Below are 19,064 nucleotides of genomic sequence, written 5' to 3' on the forward strand. Positions count from 1 at the left end.
CGGTGGGGCCCGTGCCGGCCCGCTGGACTTTCCCCTTTAGGGTGCAAACTTTCGGATAGGGTCAGTGAGTGGAGGTTGTGAAATGTCACACAGGGGTTGTGCTAGCGCGCCGTGGTGGGGCCCTGCCTTGCTTAGGGGATTGGGCTAATCAACTGTAGTATTAGGGAAGTAATGGCACTTAACTGCAGGCGCAGGCTAGCCCCTCTTAATCGTTTGAATGCGTCTGTAAATGACTTCTATAACACCTGTATGCACTATCCTGAGTGGGTAGGAATGCTCTGTGAGTATTCGAGAAGTTTAGTGTGGACAGAAAGGCAGAACACACGTGGGACAGCGTAAACAGCATAGTTTCGCCCGGAAAGCGGGCCTGGCTGGCGTACTGACCTTGGGTGCTACCGCCCTGGCAGCTTGTGACGTACAAGCGCCGGGTGCCGTAGAAAATCTCCTAGGATTCGGTTGGCCAAAGGGCATCACTCCGGAAGCGGAATCGATGTACAACTTTTGGATTTGGACCTGGGCAGTAGCCTGGTTCATTGGCTTTGTTATGTGGGGGCTCTTCCTCACCGCAATCTTCCGGTGGAGCGCAAAGCGCGCCAAGAAGGAAGGCAGGGGAGAATTCCCCAAGCAGCTGCAGTACAACGTGACTCTGGAAATGGTTCTCACGGTCGTACCGGTTCTTATCATTATGGGCCTGTTCTTCTTTACCGTGCAGGCACAGCAAAAAGTTGTGGCTCTGGACAAAGATCCCAAGGTCACCGTTGATGTAACTGCTTACCAGTGGAACTGGAAGTTCGGTTACGCCAACGTGTCTTCCGACCTTAGCGGGACTGGTCAGGAATATGACGGCACCGACGAAGAGCGCAATGCTTTGGCGGAGAAGTCCTCCCATGACCCTGATGGCGTTAAGAACCCTAACCCAATTCACGGCAAGTCCATGGGTGATCTTTCCTACCTGAACTACAACCAGGTTGAGACCGTGGGCAGCACTGAGGAAATTCCGGTTCTGGTTCTTCCCTCCCATACCCCCCTTGAGTTCCGTCTAGCATCCGCTGACGTTTCTCACGGCTTCTGGGTCCCCGAGTTTTTGTTCAAGCGCGACGTCTACGCTCACCCTGAAGCTAACCAGCAGGAGCGTCGTTTCCAGGTTGAAGAAATCAACCAGGAAGGTGCCTTTGTAGGACGCTGTTCTGAGATGTGCGGTACGTACCACTCGATGATGAACTTCGAGCTACGCGTTGTTACCCCGGAGCAGTTCTCCCAGTACATGGAGTTCCGCACCAACAACCCGGACGCACCTAACTCTGAGGCATTGGCAACCATCGGCGAAGAACCATACGCCGTTACCACCAAGCCATTCAGCTCCCTGCGCGACACCCGCACCGGAGACAACTACGTCGACACCAACGTAGCGGCATAAGGAACGAGGAAATTTAAAAATGCGTGCTGGATCAAACGTCTTTTACGGAATTGCTACCTACCTCATCGTCGCAGAGATTGTTTACATCTTCGGTGTGAACTATGTGCGTGATGACGGCTACCTCTACGTCGCGGAGTGGGTGGGTATCGTGTCCATGGCTCTAGCGGCCATCATGGCCTTGATGCTGGCTGCTTACCTGCAGCTGACTGACTCCAAGACCGACCTCGCCCCGGAAGATTGGGAGGAGGCAGAAACTGAAGACGGCGCAGGCATTCTTGGTTTCTTCTCACCCAACTCCATTTGGCCGCTGGCCATGACCGGCGCAATCGCTGTCCTGGGTCTGGGAATCATCTACCTGTACTACTGGATGATTGCTACCGGAGCCGTCCTCCTCGTCATCGCCGTCGGTGGGCTGTGCCTGCAGTACGGTCTTCCGAAGGAAAAGCACTAGCCAATAAAGGCCACACTTGTGCCACCTAGGGCCCATCCGAGCGAAAGCTGATATGGGTTTCTAGAAAATAACTTCTCAACCAACCCGGACTCCCTTCCCAGGGAGTTCGGGTTTTGGCATGTCGGATGGGAGTTTAAAAAGTTCCCGGCCCTAAAGAAAAAGTTGCGCCCGACCGCTCCCGGCGTGGATCCAAAGGGGACTGGCCTATGGCTCCGGGTGTAACAACGAAGCCCTGTCCGCTGCAAAAGTCCAGGTAGGTACTACTTTTGGCCGGGGGTCATTCAAAAGTTGCAAACAGGCCAAGCGTTCGCAGTGGCCTATGTGATTTACGTCTCTCAAGATTTCCTCTGGTTGCGTGGGGCAAGGCGCAGATTGGTTGGTGGGGACGTGGGGCGTGCTCCTCGGCCGGTGACCTTTGTGGGCGTGCGGCCGTTCTACCTGCGGGGATGGTGGGTCGTATCAAAAGTGAAAAAGTTCCCGCGGGTGCGGAAATTTCTTTTCCGTGTTTAGCCGGTGCGTGTGGGCTGTGGAAAGCGTGGGGGCTGGCTGAAAACTGCGGGGGGATTCGCGTGTATTAGTTGGACTAAACGGCCATACTAGAAAGCGTGACGAGCACAGTTTCAAATCAAGGTATGGCAGCACCACGTGTTGCCGCGCTGAACCGACCCAATATCGTCAGCGTTGGCACCATCGTGTTCCTGTCTCAGGAATTAATGTTCTTCGCCGGACTATTCTCGATGTGGTTCACATCGCGAGCAAACGGACAACAGGGCGACTGGGCCCATTGGACCGAACATATTAACTTGCCCATGGGCTTTATTATTACGTTCGTTCTAATTTCTTCGTCTGTGACCTCACAGTTCGGCGTCTTCGCAGCTGAAAGGGGGGACGTATATAAGCTTCGACTGTGGTACATGGTAACGCTCTTACTGGGTGTTGTCTTCCTTTGCATCATGGCGTACGAGTGGACTGAATTGATTATCCACGGCGTGACCGTGCAATCCAGCGTTTTTGGTTCGGTCTTCTACATCTTGACCGGCTTCCACGCTGCACACGTAACGGCAGGTCTGTTGGCCTTCGTTATCATCTTGCTCCGTATCGCTAAGTCTAAGTTCACGCCAGCTCAGGCAACCGCTGCTATGGCAGTGTCGTACTACTGGCACTTCGTGGACGTTGTGTGGATCGGCGTGTTCTTCGTCATCTACGTCATTCGTTAGGCAGCTAGGTAAGCCGCAGGCTTGCCACCAGCCATGTATTTCCGCGTAAGAAGCAAAAATAAGGAAAGTAATGGATACCAATCCGAATAACGTCGTACAGACATCAGGCAGCACCCCTGATGCAGCTGCGGCTAAAAAGACCCGCCGCCGCCGTAAGGCGAAGCGTACGCTTGCGGGTGCTTTCGCGCTGACCGTCGGTTTATCCGGCGCCGGAATCTTAGCCTCAGCGCTATCTCCGGAAGCTCAGGTCGCGACCGCACAGAAAGATGACCAGGCCCTCATTCAAGAGGGTAAGGACATCTATGACACCGCTTGCATTACCTGCCATGGTGCTAACCTTCAGGGGCTAGAAGGACGCGGTCCTTCCCTGGTAGGTATTGGTGCAGGTTCCGTGTACTTCCAGGTACACTCCGGGCGCATGCCTATGATGTCCATGGACGCACAGGCAGAGCGCAAGACCCCCCGCTACACCGAGCAGCAGACGCTAGCACTTGCAGCGTTTGTCGCAGCCAACGGTGGCGGGCCAGACATCGTGTACAACGAGGACGGCACAGTAGCGCAGGAATCCCTGCGCGGTGCTAACTACAATGGCCAGATTCAGCCGGCAGACGTTGCCAAGGGTTCTGAGCTGTTCCGCATGAACTGCGCCTCCTGCCATAACTTCACCGGCCAGGGCGGCGCGCTGTCCTCCGGTAAGTACGCTCCACCCCTGGGTCCAGCGAACGAGCAGGAAATTTACCAGGCAATGTTGACTGGACCGCAGAACATGCCCAAGTTCTCCGACCGCCAGCTCACGGCTGACGAAAAGAAGGACATCATCGCTTTCATCAAGTCCGCAGGCGAAACCCCATCGCCGGCTGGTTATGACCTTGGTGGTCTTGGCCCAGTCGCCGAGGGTCTAGCAATGTGGATAATTGGTATCAGCGTTCTGTGTGCCGCCGCTATGTGGATTGGATCACGCCAATGAGTAATGTAAAGAAAACCTACACAGACGCCGAGCTCAAGAATATGAGCGACGCAGAACTCACCGCCCTGGGCGCTGAGATGGATGGCGTGACTGTTGCATTCCGCAAGCCGCGCTTTGAGGTACCCAATGACCCAGCGGATAAGAGCGCTAGCATTGGCGTAGGGATCTGGGCTTTGGTGTCCATCCTTTTCGCCGTGGCATTCTTGGCCGTCTACATCTTCTGGCCGTGGGAATTCAAGACCCACGGTGATGAGGGCCTGGCTTGGCACCTTCTCTACACCCCGCTACTTGGTCTTACCTCTGGTATCTCCATCCTGGCGCTGGGCGTAGCTGTTGTTCAGTACGTCAAGAAAATCCTGCCGGAGGAAGTTTCCGTTCAGCGCCGTCACGACGGCGCTTCGGATGAAATCGACCGCCGCACCCTCACCGCGCTGCTTAATGACTCTTGGTCCACCTCGACTCTGGGTCGCCGCAAGACCCTGATGGGTCTGCTCGGTGGAGCAGCAGTACTGTTCGGGCTGACCGTGGTCGCGCCTTTGGGCGGCACTATCAAGAACCCCTGGAAGGTTCGCCACGAACTGGATTACTCCGGTGACGGCACCTTGTGGACCTCCGGTTGGACTTTGGTTGAAAAGGGCGTCAAGCTCTACCTCGCCCGTGACACTGGCGCGGTTGCACAAATGCACACTTCCCAGTCCGGTTCGCACATGACCACTCAGGGTGTTACCCGCCTCGTGCGCGTACGTCCGGAGGATCTTGCAGCGGGCGGTATGGAAACCGTATTCCCGTTGGCAGAGGGCGACGTCAACGACGGCGAACTCTACGACCCGGAGAAAGACGTATACGAAGCCCAGATGCACTCCATCCACGGCAACCGTAACGCAGTCATGCTGATCCGTTTGCGCAATTCCGATGCCCGCAAGGTCATCGAGCGCGAAGGCCAGGAAGACTTCCACTACGGTGATTACTACGCTTACTCCAAGATTTGTACCCACATTGGTTGCCCCACCTCGCTATACGAGCAGCAAACCAACCGCATCCTTTGCCCCTGCCACCAGTCGCAGTTTGACGCTCTGCAGTACGCAAAGCCGGTCTTCGGGCCCGCCGCACGTGCACTTCCGCAGCTGCCTATTACTGTTGACGAAGAGGGCTACCTCATCGCAGCGGGCAATTTCGTAGAGCCGGTTGGTCCGGCATTCTGGGAGCGTAAGTCATAATGAGCACAAAACTAGGCCACATTGGCAATAACCTCGACGAGCGGTTCACCGCTTCGGGCTTCCTTCGCCCGCAGCTTAACAAGGTGTTCCCAACTCACTGGTCCTTCATGCTGGGTGAGATGGCGCTTTACAGCTTCATCATCCTCCTGCTGACCGGTACCTACCTGGCACTGTTCTTTGACCCTTCCATCACGAAGGTCATCTACGACGGTGCGTACACTCCACTCAATGGCGTGGAGATGTCTTCTGCATACGCTTCCGCCCTGGATCTTTCCTTCCAGGTTCGCGGTGGCTTGTTTATCCGCCAGATGCACCACTGGGCAGCACTGCTGTTTATGATGTCCATGGTTGCGCACATGCTCCGTATTTTCTTCACCGGCGCGTTCCGTCGCCCACGTGAGGCAAACTGGATCATTGGCTGCACCCTGATTCTCCTGGGCATGATCGAGGGCTTCCTCGGTTACTCGCTGCCCGATGACCTGCTGTCTGGCGTTGGTCTTCGAATCATGTCCGCCATCATCCTGGGTCTGCCTATCATTGGCACCTGGTTGCACTGGGCAATCTTCGACGGTGACTTCCCCTCTGACCTCATGCTGGACCGTTTCTACATCCTCCACGTGCTGGTCATCCCGGGCATCATCCTGGCCCTGATTGCGGCTCACCTTCTTATCGTCTGGTTCCAGAAGCACACCCAGTTCCCCGGACCTGGCCGCGCTGAGAACAACGTGGTCGGTGTCCGCATTATGCCGGTCTTCGCCACGAAGGCTATCGGCATGGGCTTGGTTGTAGCCGGCGTTCTTGCTCTGATGTCTGGTCTGCTGACCATCAACGCCATCTGGCTGCTTGGCCCCTACAACCCATCGCAGGTCTCCGCTGGTTCCCAGCCGGATATCTACATGCTGTGGACTGACGGCCTGGCCCGTGTTATGCCGGCGTGGGAGCTTTACCCATTCGGACACACCATCCCCGGTGCGTTCTGGGTCATGCTGGTTGCCGGTGCCATGGTTGCGCTGTTGATTGCGTACCCATTCATTGAAAAGAAGTTCACCGGTGATGACGCCCACCACAACTTGCTGCAGCGTCCCCGCGACGTTCCGGTTCGTTCCGGTCTGGGTGCCATGGCTATTACCTTCTTCGTGCTGGTTACCATCTCCGGTGGTAACGACCACGTGGCTAACTTCTTCCAGATTTCGCTTAACGCGATGACCTGGGTTGGCCGTATCGGTATCCTTATCCTGCCTCCAATCGCTTACTTCCTGACCTACCGCATTTGCATTGGTCTGCAGCGTTCGGACCGTGAGGTCCTTGAGCACGGTATTGAAACCGGTATCATCAAGCAGCTGCCTAACGGTGCCTACATTGAGGTTCACCAGCCTCTGGGCCCAGTTGATGAGCACGGTCATCCAGTACCGCTGCCTTACGCTGGTGCTCCCGTTCCCAAGCAGCTCAACCACTTGGGCTTTGCCGACTCAGAGACCCACGGTGTCTTCTCCCCGGTGGATCCGTCCATCCAGGCGAAGAAGCGCGCTATCGCACACGAAAACCACGAAGAGGAAATGGACATGTTCCGTCGCCTCAACGAGGCCAACATGCGCGACGACGAGGAAAACGGCCGCATTTAAGCCTTAGATTTAGAAACTGTCTCCGTATACCGCCGCCCCGGCTTTCCGCTGGGGTGGCGGTTTCGTCGTTTTACCGTCATGGTGCCGGACCCATCCTTTTGCCACCCGGGGCCTTCTCTGTCCGGGCGGTTGCTGCCGGGTTATCTAGGCCGGCCTCAAGGCCAGGGCAGACACGCTAGCGCTGCGGCAACCTAGCGCGGGGGAGGCGAGCCTCCATGGCCTTCCAGGCTCCGTGGGGTGCCCGCTGGACTTCGTGTGGCCGGAAATAGGGTTGCGGGGTGCTAGGCGCGGCCGGGAAGGGCGCTAGGTGGGGGAGAAGGCCACTGCGGATGCCCCCGGGCATGGTGGGCGTGAATCTCGCGCCAGGCGCCGCCCTGTTTAGCCCACGCGGGGCAGTCCGGGGCGTGGTTGCGTGGCTGCTTTGCAGTCAGGTGTGGCTGGGTGGCGCTGCTCTACAGCCCGCTGTGGGTTCAACATCTCCTACGGCTTCGCGTTGTGTGTTTGTTGCCGTTCCCCGGGTTCCGGCTGGCTCCCGGCTGGCTCCCGGTGGGCGCCGGGCTTGGGGTCGGATGACCTCCCGGGGGTTTAAATGGGCCAGACACTGAAACAGGTGGGGCAGGAGTCAACTATTGCTGCGGAAAGCGCTGACGTCTGATGTTTGGGAGTGAGTTTCCAGTGGGCTTTATGGGGGTTTTGTTGCCACTGTTACAAAGGTGTGATCAGGAACACATTTTAAATTTTCCGGCGGCTGCCTGTCTTTCTTCGGTGTCTAAGGGTTGCTTTGTGGTTCGCCGTTTGCGCAGGAAGGTGGGGGTTTTCCGGGAAGGCTGCGAATGGGTCCCGCTTCAAATTGGGGTTGGGAAACAAATGATAACGCATTGATAACAGCTTGATAACGGAGCCTGTGCCGTGTCGGGATGGACATGGACGGTCAATATTTCGTAACCTAATTGAGACATTGAGGCCAGGCACTGGCACCAAGAAATTAAACACAGTATTAAACACGCGCCGCATCTGGCTCACTCCTTCATTTAGTGGAGGGCCAGGCGGAGGTAGCAACTACAGTAATGTTGCCACCAAAGAACGTTTGGCCCGCTTTTAGGGTCAGAGCTTCTTGCTTCCCGGTAAATATCCTCAGACCCCTTGGGGCTGAAGTGGGAAAGTGGCTAGCGGAACCCGCCCCAGAGAAGGCGGAGGATGCAGTTTGCAAGAAGTAGGCGCGCACAACGATTTGGAGTTATTTGTGGCTAAGCACCGTAAGCAGAGCACTGGCACTACCCGCCGTATGGCAACCACCGCAGCAGTCGCTGCAACCGCATCCGTGGCAGTTCCAACTACCGCCCAGGCGACTGAAGTAGTTATCCCGAACACCGGGTTCTCTATAAATGTAGATGGCATCGAAAATATCCCGGGCATCAAGAACGTGCCTAATATTGGCGCCTACGTGCCCTCCCTGGCCGGCCAGGTTGCCCCTCAGTCCATCGCTGAGTACGCATCCAACATCGTTGCCCCGCCCGCGCCTCCTGCTCCTTCCAAGGGTGAGCTAGTGCTTGCTGCTGCTCGCTCTGCGATGGGCGCGCCGTACGTATGGGGTGCCGCTGGACCCAGCGCTTTCGATTGCTCCGGTCTGACTTCCTGGGCATACGCTCAGGCTGGCATCTCTATCCCTCGCACTTCCTACGCTCAGGCAGCGCAAGGCCAGCGCGTATCCATGGCTGATATCCAGCCCGGCGACATCGTGGTGTACTACGGCGGCGCTTCCCATGTTGGCATCTACGCTGGCAACGGCATGATCATCGACGCTCTCAATGCTGGTGCCCCAGTGGGTCAGCGCTCGGTCAACTACATGCCCATCCACTCCATCGTGCGTTACTAGGAGTTACCTGCCTCGCTGGTAGTTACTTAACTCTAAACTTTCTGAGGCTGCCATCTTTTCTCACCGGTCTCAGTACGCACTCAAACCCCTCTCCAATACTTGTCACCCCACACCGGTTCAGTCTCTCTAGCTGAACATATCCCTGGTGTGGGGTTTCGTTGTGGGGCAGTTGTTGTAGTGCACGGCGCGATCTCCTATAGTAGTTAGACTTAAGAAAACCCTAAGTTTCGCGGTGTATTACTTCACCTGCCGCCAAGCTCAGGGGTCTAGGATTTTGCAGTGTAAAGGGTTGTTGAGTGCGCTATTTTTATCACCTTCCGGTTCGTTCCCGCGTTCGCCCCTTGTTGGGTTTCGGTGCCTGTGTATGTATCGCCAGCGCTACCGTGGGCATCGGCATGGCCTCGGCACAAGATCTTCTCCCCAGAGAGCGGATCGTGACTCCTGGCGGGAACCTGGAGATAGACCCTAACGCGGACATCGCCGCACTAGTCGAAGAAGTTTCTGCGGTTGCCCGCGAGGTGTCGGCTAAAAGCGAGGAAGTCAAAGAACTTGAGCTTAAGCTAGGGGAGCAGGAGAGGGCCGTTGCGGAAGCCGAGCTCCGCGCAGAGGCCGCCCGCCGGGGACTGGAGCAGGCAACCCAGACCGTTCAGCAGCAGCAAGACGATATTGACCAGCTGGCACTGGCCCGTTACCGAGGTCGGACCAGATCTGTACTAGGTACAACCTTGTCTTCCGAAAACCCACAAGAGGCCGCAGAGCGGCTGGGCTACATGGGAGCCCTGAGCCGGGACGCCCACCGCAAGCTCATTGGTTCCGCGAAGGTAGCGCGGGACTCCCGCGCAGCCCGCGCCAAGTCAGAAGAAGCCGTCGCTGAGGCTGTGGCCAAGCGCGAGGACCTAGCCCGCCGCAAGTTCGAACTTGAAAAGCACAAGGCGGACCTTGAGCTCCAAAGGCGGGCCATCGAGGAGCGCGTGGACTCGCTCAATGAGCAACAACGCCGCGCGTGGGAGGGCCAATTCGGCCCGGACGTGGAGCTGGATCCCGCCTTGCTTGACACACTGGCTGCCTCCGGGACAGGTGGCCAAGCCGCACTTTCCGCGCTTACCCGCCAAGGCGCACCCTATGGGTGGGGTTCTACGGGGCCGGAACAATTTGATTGCTCAGGGCTAATGGTGTGGGCCTATGCCCAGCAAGGAGTGACAATCCCGCGCACCTCCCAGGCGCAGATAGCCGGCGGCAGGCCGGTGCCAACGGATGAGCTGCAACCCGGGGATATCATTGGCTACTTCCCAGGGGTTACCCACGTTGGCATGTACATAGGCAACGGCCAGGTGGTTCACGCCTCTACCTACGGCATCCCGGTGCAAGTAGTGCCACTCAATTCCATGCCGGTGGCTGGCGCCGTGCGCTACTAGCGCACTAACCTAGGGCACATGCCGCGTACCTTAGTTGTTACCAATGACTTTCCGCCCACCATCGGTGGTATCCAGTCCTACCTGCGGGACTTCCTGGCAACCCTGGACCCGGAGGAGGTAGTGGTTTTTGCCTCCACCCAGGACCAGGCGGCCGCCGCCCACTGGGACGCGGCCGCGCCGTACCAAGTCATCCGCTGGCCCCACCGGATTATGCTCCCCACACCCGCCACCGCCCGCCGTATGCAACAGCTCATCCGGGAGCTGGACATAGAGGTGGTGTGGTTTGGGGCAGCGGCGCCACTAGCGCTGATGGGTAAGGCCGCAAAACAAGCCGGAGCCCGCCGGGTTATCGCCTCCACTCACGGGCATGAGGTGGGATGGTCCATGCTGCCCCCAGGTCGGGTGGCGCTGCGGGCCATTGGCAGGCACGCTGACGTGGTCACCTATATCTCGGCCTACACCAAGCGCCGCCTCCGCAGGGCCTTTGGCCCAAACCCGCAGTGGGCACACCTTCCCAGCGCGGTGAGTCTGCAGGATTTCCGCCCCGGCGGGGACCAAGAAGCCGCCAAGAGACACTTCGGGCTGGACCCCTCCCGGCCGGTTATCGTGTGTATTTCCCGCTTTGTTCCCCGCAAGGGCCAGGACCAGCTGCTGCGGGCCATGCCCCGGCTTAGCCCCAACGGTGCCCAACTGCTGCTGGTGGGACGCGGGCGCTACCGGGCAAAATTGGAAAAGATCGCGGCGCAGTCCTTTCCAGGCGCGGTGTTTTGGGAGGCCAGAGACACCGCAGAGCTGGCACAGGCGCTGCAGGCCGCAGATATTTTCGCCATGCCGGCGCGCACCCGCGGCTGGGGCCTCGACGTTGAAGGCCTGGGAATCGTTTACCTCGAGGCACAGGCCGCCAGCGTTGCGGTGGTGGCAGGAAATTCAGGTGGTGCCCCTGAAACGGTGACACCGCAGTCCGGGCTGGTGATTAACGGCCGCAAGCTGGGCCAGCTGGTGGCCGCGCTAGAGACGCTGTTGGCCAATCCTGGCCTGCGCCGGGAGATGGGGGCTGCGGGGCGCGCGAACGTGGAGCAGAACTGGACGTGGGAGACCATGGGTGGGCGCCTGCGTGCCCTGCTCCGCTCCGGCGGTTAGATTCTTATCCCCCGCCCGGTATATCCTTAAACCCATGCATAATCTCACCCCGGCTGCCGCCAGCTCCCCCCTGACAGTGGGGTTTGATATAGGCGGCACCAATCTGCGCGCCGGAGTAGTTGACGCCCACGGTGAGCTCATCCATTCGCGGTCCACGCCCACGCCGCAGGAACCGGAGGCCTTGGACGCGGCCGTAGTCACAGTGATTGAGGACCTGCGCCAGGAATTCGACATCGCAGCGGTGGGCCTGGCAATTGCCGGGTTTATTGATCCGCAGCGGGAAATAGTGCGCTTTGCCCCGCACCTGCCGTGGGTTGACGCCCCCGTGCGCGCCAACCTGCAAGCGCGGGTAGATATCCCCGTGGTCATTGAGCATGACGCCAACTCTGCGGCCTGGGCGGAATGGCGCTTCGGAGCCGGGCAGGGAGCGCGGGACTGGGTTTTCATGGCGGTAGGCACCGGGATTGGTGCAACGCTTATCACCGGGGAATCCATCTACCGGGGCGCGTTTGGCACCGCGCCGGAATTTGGCCACCTAGTGGTAGTCCCCGGTGGGCGGGAGTGTTCATGCGGCAAACACGGTTGTCTAGAGCGCTACGCCTCCGGAACGGCGCTTCCAGACACGTTCCGGGAGCTGCGCGGTAAATTTCCGGACTCCACGCTAGGCGTGGATGCCAAGGGCGCGGATATAGCCCAGGCTGCCCGTGAAGGTGATCCCCTGGGGGTGGCCGTCATGGAAGACTTTGCGCAGTGGCTGGGCCAAGGCCTGTCCATTGTGGCGGACGTCCTAGACCCAGAACTCATTGTCCTAGGCGGGGGAGTGGCCGGGGACGCGGACATCTACTTGGACACCGCAGCGCAAACCATGGCGCGCTCCATCGTGGGGGCCGGGCACCGGCCGGTTGCGCGGGTTGTTACTGCTAAGTTGGGGTCCGCTGCGGGTATGATTGGCGTAGCGGACTTGGCACGTACAGTGGCAAGTGGCTAGAACTAGTCTCAACCTGCTGCTTAGCAGGAGATGGAAAACCTCAAGAATCCCAGAAGATAACTGAAGAGATCAAAGACAAAGATCTGCGGTCACTGAAAAGGAAAAATCGGAGCACGGCACGTGAAAAACACCTGGTACTCGCTGTTTAAAAACGTCATTTTTGGCCCAGCGCTGCGCGTGTGGAACCGTCCATGGGCCCGCGGGATGGACAACGTCCCCGCCACCGGACCGGTAATCGTGGCCTCCAACCACCAGGCCGTGATGGACTCCTTTTTCTTCCCACTAATGTGCCCGCGGGAGATAACCTTCCTGGCAAAATCGGAATACTTCACCTCACCTGGCCTCGTGGGCCGCGCGCAGAGGTGGTTTTTCACCACGGTGGGCCAAATCCCGGTTTATCGCACTAGCGCTACAGCCTCGGATGACATGATTGCGGCGGCCACCAAGGCGCTGAGTGAGGGGGAGGCCATCTGCATCTATCCGGAGGGCACCCGCTCCCCGGACGGTCGCGTCTACCGCGGGCGCACCGGCATGGCCCGTCTGGCAATGGAAACCGGGCACCCAGTGGTCCCCGTGGCTATGTTTAACACCCGCGAAGCCAACCCCATTGGCACCTGGATCCCCCGCCCCAAGCGGGTGGGCATGGTGGTAGCAGAACCTATTGACCCGCACGCCTGGGCCGCCCAACGCGAATTGGACCCCGCAGAACATAGCACTCAACGTGAATTCACGGATTTTTTCATGCACAAGCTGGCCAAGCTGGCCAAGCAGCCTTACGTTGATGTCTACGCCACCAAGGTCAAAGAATCCATGGAGGCGGGCAACGGCTACCCCGCGGGCGCGGAAAAGACCCCGGAAGGAAATTAGTTCCGCAATGACATCCCCTATGGCGGGGGTCCGCTTGGCATGGCCGGACGTGGCGCGGGGTATCTCTATCATGGGCGTGGTTGTGCTGCATGTATCCCTAGCGGTTCCGGAGGGCCAACTTACGTGGTTAGCCCAGCTCAACAGTTTTATTCACCCGTTGCGTTTACCGCTGTTTTTCGTGGTCAGTGGGTATTTCTCCACGAAGGTTTTGTCCATGACCTTTTCCCAACTTTTCACCCGGCGGTTGTGGTTTCTTCTGGTTCCTTATCTGGTGTGGGGGTTGGTGGAGCTCCACACCAATAGCTTGCTCTACCACGTGGCTTTTGGTGACCCTGTGCGTGGGGTGGGGGAGAACCTGGGAATTCTAGCGTTGGGGCACTCGATGGGCTGGTTTCTGCATTCGCTGATTTTGTACAACTGTTTTTTGTGGTTGGTGCGCAACCGCCCGGTGTGGCAGGCACTGGTAGCTAGCTTCTTCCCGCTGTTGTTGCTGGGCTTTGCCGGTGACCTCTACGCCATAGGCAAGGCAGTGATGTTCCTGCCGGTGTTTGTGGCCGGTGCCTTGTTGCGCGAATACATTCGGGAATTTGCCAACGCAATCGAGTCTTGTGCTAGGCCCACGTGGAAGACTTTCGCGGCCTACACGGTGGCTATCGGGGGCTACGTAGCGGGTCTGGCGGTGCGCGATGGCTGGGACCACCGCCCCAACGCGGTCCTGGACCTGCCATGGATAACCCCCGGCGCGGCCACGGTGGGCACCCCTGAGATCTACCTCCTCCTGCGCGCTACAGAACAGGCCCTGGAGCTGCCCATGGCCATCGCGGCCGCGGTGTTAATCGCGCGTATCCCCACGCTGTGCGCCCCGCTGAGGTTCGTGGGCCGGCATACCTTGGCGCTCTATCTGGGCCACCCCATCGCGCTGACTTTGGGATTCGGTTTTCTCCACCACTACCTAGGTGCGGACATCTTCCTGGGAGGGCCGTTCCCGCTGGGCAGCACCCGCGTATGGGTTGTCATCTGCCTGGGCATCTGCGCTGCCGGCGGCTTGGCGCTGTGGGCGGTGGGAAAAATCCCTTACCTTTCCTGGAGCTTGCGCCCGCCGGCAATTGAGCCGTGTACCGCAGCCCCCAAAGCCAGGGCCACGCAGACCCAGGCGTAGCTGTTTCCCACTACCGCGTGCCACAGCTGCCAGTGGTGTTCCGCGCCGCCGCCGTGGGGCACCAGGTAAGGAAGCCGTGCGGCTGCCACCAGCCACACCATTCCTGCCCAGGCCCACCGCCCGTGGTAGGCCAGATACAGCGCGCCCAGCGGAAGCCAGAGGAAGTGGTGGGTCCACGACACCGGGGAGCCCAGCAGTGCTGCAAGGCTGGCTAGCAGCGTCAGCGCCAGGGGATCTGCCCGGTGGCGGTACATAGCAACCGCCAGCACTGCGCCCACGGCGGCCACCCCGGTAAACCACCAGATATCACCGTGTCCAGGCAGGGCGCGCGCTAGTACCCCGCGCAGCGATTGGTTGGAGACATACTCCAAGCTCCCAATCCTGCTGGGGTCTAGCAGCGTGGTGGTCCAATACTCGAGGCTATCGGCCGGTAACGCTATGAAGGCCAGCGCCGTGGCCAGGCCGGCGGTGGCTAGTGCCCGGGCGGCAGCGCGCAGGTCGCGGTGGAAGACTAGCGCGGCCACAAACACCAGGGGCGTAAGTTTTACGGCCACGGCCAGCCCCGTGGCTACGCCGCGCCAGCGGTGGTGGCGGGGGAGCGCGGAATCGTAGAGTACCGCTGCGGCAAGGAGGATATTGATTTGTCCCAGTGCCAGGTTGTGGTCCAGAGGTTCGCACAGTAGTAGTAAGGCCGCGGCCCATGGCCACTCCGGTGCGATAAGCCGGGCGCACCACCACGTCCCGGCTGCTAGCAGGGCCGTCCAGGCCACGCTGAGTACCGGCCAAGGCAGGCCCGCCAATGGCGCAAAAAGTACGGCCGCAAAGGGAGGATAGGTAAAAGGCAGCTGGCCGCCTGCTACGCCGATGCCCCCGGAGTACAGCTCCTGCGCTAGCGTCACCGCGCGCCCACCGCCGCGGTAGACGTCTAAGTCCAGGTGGTAGTACAACACCAGCCCCTCGCCGCGCACGAGTGCCACCACGTCAATAACACGAATGGCTACCAGGACTAACGCCAGCGCCATGGCGGCCCGGTTGAGATTGACGGTCATAGCACCCCAGTCTAGTGGCGGCGGGTAGCAGCCGATAAGCTGAGAGCCGTGCGTTACTTTTATGACACCGAATTCATTGAAGATGGCCAGACTATTGAGCTGGTCTCCATTGGCATAGTTGCTGAAGACGGGCGCGAATACTACGCGGTGTCTACAGACTTTGACGCCGCGAAGGCCAACGCCTGGGTGCGCGAGAACGTACTCAACCAGTTGCCCAGCCCCAGCAGCAAGGCGTGGAAACCCCTGGACACCATCCGCGCGGAGGTCCTGGAATTTCTGTGCCGCCCCACCAGCCAGGTCCAGCTGTGGGCCTGGGTGGGCGCCTATGACCACGTGGTGTTGGCGCAGCTGTGGGGGGATATGACGGGATTGCCGCGAACGCTGCCGCGCTACACGCGTGAGCTGCGCCAATACTGGGAGTTCGCCGGGCGGCCCGCGCTGCCGCCGGTACCGGATGGCAACCACGACGCCCTGGTGGACGCGCGCCACAACTTGGCTAAGTTCCGGGCGTGCCAGGCTGTATTACCCCTATCTGCCAGCAACAAAGCTATTTTCTAACGGGGGATAGAAAAATAATGGGCATACAACCACCTAACTGTGCTTAAATGAATTGGTGAGTTGGACAGTAGATATTCCCAAAGACGCTTTGCCTGATCTTCCCCCCTTGCCAGAAGGCATTGAGGAGAAATTCCAAGATGTAATCTCGCGTGACGCGAAACAACAGCCTTCCTGGGATCAGAGCCAAGCAGATAATGTACGCAAGATTCTAGAATCCGTGCCTCCCATCGTGGTGGCACCAGAAATTGAATCCCTCAAACGCCGCCTGGCGGACGTGGCCCTAGGTAAGGCCTTCTTGCTGCAGGGTGGTGACTGTGCGGAATCCTTTGAATCCAACACAGAGCCCCACATCCGCGGCAACATCAAGACCTTGCTGCAGATGGCAGTGGTGTTGACATACGGCGCGGCCACCCCGGTGGTCAAGATTGGCCGTATTGCCGGTCAGTACGCCAAGCCCCGTTCCTCTGACACGGACGCCTCCGGCCTGAAGAGCTACCGCGGTGACATTGTCAACGGCGTAGAGCCCACCGAGGAAGCCCGCCGCCACGATCCCGCCCGCATGGTCCGCGCCTACGCGAACTCCTCGGCGGCCATGAACCTGGTCCGCGCGCTGACGTCCTCCGGAACGGCGGACCTCTACCGCCTGCATGAGTGGAACCGTGAATTCGTGGCCAACTCCCCGGCAGGTGCTCGCTATGAGCAGCTAGCCGGTGAGATTGAGTCCGGCCTGGCGTTTATGAACGCCTGTGGCGTGGATGACCACACGCTGCGCTCTGCGGAGATCTTCTGCTCCCATGAGGCCTTGCTCAAAGATTACGAGCGCTCCATGCTCCGGCTGGGCAAGGATATCAATGGCAACACCAAGCTCTATGACCTCTCCGCGCACCAGGTGTGGATTGGTGAGCGCACCCGTGGCTTGGAAGACTTCCACGTCAACTTCGCGGCGCTCATCGGCAACCCTGTGGGCATCAAGCTGGGCCCTGGAGTGACCCCGCAAGAGGCCGTGGAATACGCCGAGCGCCTGGACCCGGACCGCGAGCCCGGCCGGCTGACCATGATTGTCCGCATGGGCCATGACAAGATTCGTACCGTGCTGCCCCCCATCGTCAAAGCGGTGGAGGACTCCGGCCACAAGGTTATTTGGCAGTCGGACCCCATGCACGGCAATACTTTCACCACCTCGAACAACTACAAGACCCGCCACTTTGACAAGATTTTGGATGAGGTCCAAGGCTTCTTCGAGGTCCACCGCGAGCTGGGCACCCACCCCGGCGGCATCCACCTGGAATTCACTGGAGAAGATGTCACCGAGTGCCTTGGCGGTGCCGCCGATATCTCCGAGGTAGACCTCCCCGGCCGCTACGAATCCGCGGTCGATCCCCGCCTCAACACGCAGCAATCCCTGGAGCTTTCCTTCTTGGTATCAGAGATGTTGCGCAACCAGAACAAGTAAGAAGTAGATCACTTTTGTTCTACCCCGCCGCACCCCGGAACTTATCCCCGGAGTGCGGCGGTTTTTCGATGTCCCCCACCTGCCGCGATGGCTAGAGGTCTTTAGAAGTAAACCCCTGAGCCAAGAGACAGTCCGCCGATAGCTAGCGCGGCGGCTAGCGCCAGGACCGCCAGTAGCCAGAGAACGAAGACCACTGGTGAGCGGTTGCTCAGGACTTGACGGGGCCGGTGCGGCTCCACCGTGTGGCTCATCCCTAGCGCGGGGACTTGTCCGCCGGGGTGCCCACCAGCTAGCTGGCCGGGAACGCGCGCCGGCAGTGGGGCGGCAGCCGGCGCGGCCGGGGGCATGTGCTGCTGTGGAACCTGCCCCGGAACCTGCGACCGAGCTTGCCCCGGAACCTGCCCCGGAACCTGCGACCGAGCTTGCGCCGGAACCTGCCCCGGAACCTGCGGCCGAGCTTGCGGGCCGGGGTAGCTGGGGGCCGGGACTTGGCGGGGTGAGTCTGGGTGGTGAAAACTCAACCGGCCCGGTTGGTCGTAGAGGGTTTCCGGATTGTCTTGGCGGGTCTGCCCATGGTCAAACAGCGTCTCCTTGTGGCGTTCGGGCGGGGAGGGCGGGGACACCTTGGTGGAACTAGCACTAGCGGACTCGCTGCGGGTGGGGGGAGCCTGCTCATCTTCAACTGCGGGAAATTCCCGGGTAGCGTCAAAAACGGGGTCGTGGTTGATACCGGTGAAGTTAGTGGGCTGGGCGGCCGTGCGCGCGGCGGCCGAATTTTTGGGAACCGGCACCACAAAAGCGGGCAATTCCAGCTCTGCGGCGACGTCGTCTAGGGCGGCCAAGAACTCGGCGGCATCGGCAAAGCGCTGCTGGGGATCGCGCGCCGTGGCGGAACCAACTAACGCGTCAAACAACGGCGGAACGCCCTCCACGCGGGAAGACGGCGCCGCCACATCCTGGTGCAGGCGCGCCTTAGCGTGATCCAAGGGGCTGTCCCCCTTAAAAGGCGTCTCCGTGGTCAGCAGCTCGTAGAGCACCACGCCCGCGGAATACACGTCCGAGGCCGCCGTGATGTTATCCCCCGTGACCTGCTCCGGGGAGAGGTAGGACACGGTGCCAATTATCTGATTACCGGTGCCCGCCTGCGCGGCCGCGCGAATGAGCCCAAAATCCCCCAACTTCACCCGGTTATCCGAGTCAATGAGCACGTTATCCGGCTTGATATCCCGGTGTACCAAGCCGCGGGCGTGGATGACCGAAAGCCCGCTGAGCACCGCGCGCATAACGGCAGTGGCCGCGTGCGGGGGCATGGGTCCGCGCTCCGCCAACAGCTCGCGCAACGTCCCGCCGGTGATAAGCTCCATCACCAAAAATATAGGCTGTCCGCCGGCGGAGAAATCATGGATGGACACCAAATTGGGGTGGGTGAGCTGCGCCATGCCCCGGGCCTCCCGCGTAAAGCGCTGCACGAACTGCGGATCTTCCGCCAAATGCTCATGCATGACCTTGGCGGCCACGGAACGCCCCAGCCGCATATCCACGCAGCGGTATACCGTGGACATCCCGCCGCGCGCGATGGGGCGGTCAATCCGGTAACGGTCATCTAGGACGTCGCCTATAGCCAAAGAACTCATGCCTTACAGTATGGCCTATTTTCCAGCTAGATTG

The 19,064-nt window shown here is 59.8% G+C and carries 16 protein-coding genes; 14 read left to right on the top strand and 2 right to left on the bottom strand.

The window, feature by feature from the left end:
• Positions 1-325: 325 nt before the first annotated feature.
• From ctaC to F4V58_RS03690, 12 genes are all read left to right on the top strand, one after another.
• Entirely contained in the window at positions 326-1,417 is a 1,092-nt protein-coding gene (gene ctaC / locus F4V58_RS03635; RefSeq protein WP_075733446.1) for an aa3-type cytochrome oxidase subunit II, read from the top strand.
• Positions 1,418-1,436: 19 nt separating this feature from the next.
• Positions 1,437-1,868: an aa3-type cytochrome oxidase subunit IV gene (gene ctaF / locus F4V58_RS03640; RefSeq protein ID WP_075733448.1), complete on the top strand. Its 432-nt coding sequence runs from the start codon at positions 1,437-1,439 to the stop codon at positions 1,866-1,868.
• 605 nt (positions 1,869-2,473) lie between these two features.
• Complete coding sequence (gene ctaE, locus F4V58_RS03645; protein WP_428840528.1) at positions 2,474-3,085, top strand: aa3-type cytochrome oxidase subunit III; 612 nt, start codon at positions 2,474-2,476, stop codon at positions 3,083-3,085.
• 70 nt (positions 3,086-3,155) lie between these two features.
• Positions 3,156-4,052, top strand: a complete 897-nt coding sequence (gene qcrC / locus F4V58_RS03650) for a cytochrome bc1 complex diheme cytochrome c subunit (RefSeq protein ID WP_075733450.1) — start codon at positions 3,156-3,158, stop codon at positions 4,050-4,052.
• Positions 4,049-5,269, top strand: coding sequence for a cytochrome bc1 complex Rieske iron-sulfur subunit (gene qcrA, locus F4V58_RS03655; RefSeq protein WP_075733452.1), 1,221 nt, complete (start codon positions 4,049-4,051; stop codon positions 5,267-5,269). Before qcrC ends, qcrA begins: the two co-directional genes overlap by 4 nt.
• Positions 5,269-6,891 carry a cytochrome bc1 complex cytochrome b subunit gene (gene qcrB, locus F4V58_RS03660; RefSeq protein WP_075733454.1) on the top strand — a complete coding sequence of 541 codons (1,623 nt, stop codon included), beginning with the start codon at positions 5,269-5,271 and terminating at the stop codon, positions 6,889-6,891. The genes qcrA and qcrB overlap by 1 nt, the downstream gene beginning before the upstream one ends.
• Before the next feature lie 1,243 nt (positions 6,892-8,134).
• On the top strand, positions 8,135-8,767 hold the full coding sequence (locus F4V58_RS03665) for a C40 family peptidase (protein ID WP_075736465.1): 633 nt from the start codon (positions 8,135-8,137) through the stop codon (positions 8,765-8,767).
• A gap of 296 nt (positions 8,768-9,063) precedes the next feature.
• A complete protein-coding gene (locus F4V58_RS03670) occupies positions 9,064-10,182 on the top strand; it encodes a C40 family peptidase (protein WP_245803028.1) in 1,119 nt (372 codons plus the stop codon).
• 18 nt (positions 10,183-10,200) lie between these two features.
• Complete coding sequence (locus F4V58_RS03675; protein WP_075733456.1) at positions 10,201-11,322, top strand: glycosyltransferase family 4 protein; 1,122 nt, start codon at positions 10,201-10,203, stop codon at positions 11,320-11,322.
• A gap of 34 nt (positions 11,323-11,356) precedes the next feature.
• Entirely contained in the window at positions 11,357-12,310 is a 954-nt protein-coding gene (locus F4V58_RS03680) for an ROK family protein (RefSeq protein WP_075733458.1), read from the top strand.
• A 120-nt stretch (positions 12,311-12,430) separates the two neighbouring features.
• Positions 12,431-13,177, top strand: coding sequence for a lysophospholipid acyltransferase family protein (locus F4V58_RS03685; protein WP_075733460.1), 747 nt, complete (start codon positions 12,431-12,433; stop codon positions 13,175-13,177).
• 7 nt (positions 13,178-13,184) lie between these two features.
• Complete coding sequence (locus tag F4V58_RS03690; protein WP_169833305.1) at positions 13,185-14,336, top strand: acyltransferase family protein; 1,152 nt, start codon at positions 13,185-13,187, stop codon at positions 14,334-14,336.
• Here F4V58_RS03690 and F4V58_RS03695 read toward each other — a convergent pair.
• Positions 14,252-15,385, bottom strand: coding sequence for a glycosyltransferase 87 family protein (locus F4V58_RS03695; protein WP_084559670.1), 1,134 nt, complete (start codon positions 15,383-15,385; stop codon positions 14,252-14,254). The genes F4V58_RS03690 and F4V58_RS03695 overlap by 85 nt on opposite strands.
• Before the next feature lie 48 nt (positions 15,386-15,433).
• Between F4V58_RS03695 and F4V58_RS03700 the strand changes: the two genes are divergently transcribed.
• Positions 15,434-15,943 carry a polyadenylate-specific 3'-exoribonuclease AS gene (locus tag F4V58_RS03700; RefSeq protein WP_075733464.1) on the top strand — a complete coding sequence of 170 codons (510 nt, stop codon included), beginning with the start codon at positions 15,434-15,436 and terminating at the stop codon, positions 15,941-15,943.
• 55 nt (positions 15,944-15,998) lie between these two features.
• A complete protein-coding gene (locus tag F4V58_RS03705; protein WP_075733466.1) occupies positions 15,999-17,396 on the top strand; it encodes a class II 3-deoxy-7-phosphoheptulonate synthase in 1,398 nt (465 codons plus the stop codon).
• A 101-nt stretch (positions 17,397-17,497) separates the two neighbouring features.
• Here F4V58_RS03705 and F4V58_RS03710 read toward each other — a convergent pair whose 3' ends face one another.
• Positions 17,498-19,030 carry a protein kinase domain-containing protein gene (locus tag F4V58_RS03710; protein ID WP_084559671.1) on the bottom strand — a complete coding sequence of 511 codons (1,533 nt, stop codon included), beginning with the start codon at positions 19,028-19,030 and terminating at the stop codon, positions 17,498-17,500.
• Between the last annotated feature and the right edge of the window lie 34 nt (positions 19,031-19,064).

The sequence above is a fragment of the Corynebacterium phocae genome (assembly GCF_008693075.1).
GTDB lineage: Bacteria > Actinomycetota > Actinomycetes > Mycobacteriales > Mycobacteriaceae > Corynebacterium > Corynebacterium phocae.

Excerpts from the sequence above, each read along its gene's own strand:
- F4V58_RS03690 (WP_169833305.1), top strand. The coding sequence starts at position 13,185 with ATGACATCCCCTATGGCGGGGGTCCGCTTGGCATGGCCGGACGTGGCG.
- F4V58_RS03675 (WP_075733456.1), top strand. The coding sequence starts at position 10,201 with ATGCCGCGTACCTTAGTTGTTACCAATGACTTTCCGCCCACCATCGGT.
- F4V58_RS03695 (WP_084559670.1), bottom strand. The coding sequence starts at position 15,385 with ATGACCGTCAATCTCAACCGGGCCGCCATGGCGCTGGCGTTAGTCCTG.
- qcrB (WP_075733454.1), top strand. The coding sequence starts at position 5,269 with ATGAGCACAAAACTAGGCCACATTGGCAATAACCTCGACGAGCGGTTC.
- F4V58_RS03680 (WP_075733458.1), top strand. The coding sequence starts at position 11,357 with ATGCATAATCTCACCCCGGCTGCCGCCAGCTCCCCCCTGACAGTGGGG.
- qcrC (WP_075733450.1), top strand. The coding sequence starts at position 3,156 with ATGGATACCAATCCGAATAACGTCGTACAGACATCAGGCAGCACCCCT.
- ctaF (WP_075733448.1), top strand. The coding sequence starts at position 1,437 with ATGCGTGCTGGATCAAACGTCTTTTACGGAATTGCTACCTACCTCATC.
- F4V58_RS03710 (WP_084559671.1), bottom strand. The coding sequence starts at position 19,030 with ATGAGTTCTTTGGCTATAGGCGACGTCCTAGATGACCGTTACCGGATT.
- qcrA (WP_075733452.1), top strand. The coding sequence starts at position 4,049 with ATGAGTAATGTAAAGAAAACCTACACAGACGCCGAGCTCAAGAATATG.